Source organism: Flavobacterium jejuense, assembly GCF_006491595.2.
In the GTDB taxonomy this organism is placed as follows: domain Bacteria; phylum Bacteroidota; class Bacteroidia; order Flavobacteriales; family Flavobacteriaceae; genus Flavobacterium; species Flavobacterium jejuense.
This window is the reverse complement of sequence record NZ_VEVQ02000069.1, coordinates 1-219: the sequence shown is the minus strand read 5'-3', so window position 1 is coordinate 219 and position 219 is coordinate 1. Positions and strand designations below refer to the sequence as shown.

At 26.0% G+C, this 219-nt stretch carries 1 protein-coding gene; it reads left to right on the top strand.

Going from position 1 to position 219, the window contains the following annotated elements; all coding sequences use genetic code 11:
• Nucleotides 1–31: 31 nt before the first annotated feature.
• A partial coding sequence (locus FIA58_RS21250) for a hypothetical protein (RefSeq protein ID WP_140964684.1) occupies nucleotides 32–219 on the top strand: 188 nt, incomplete at its 3' end.

Genomic DNA, 219 nt, shown 5'->3' with positions numbered 1-219 from the left:
GAGATCTATTCGATATTATTAAATGTATAAAATGATTAAAAAAATTAGTGTTGTATTAACCATTTTTATTTTTTCAAATTCGCTTTTTGCGCAACAAGATATTAATGAGTTGGGTATAAAATTAGACGAGTTTTCAAAGGTAAAACCGGGAATCAATGAAGTGGTTAAGATAGATGTTTCAGGATTGTCTTTATATGATTTAATTATAGCAATTTCTGA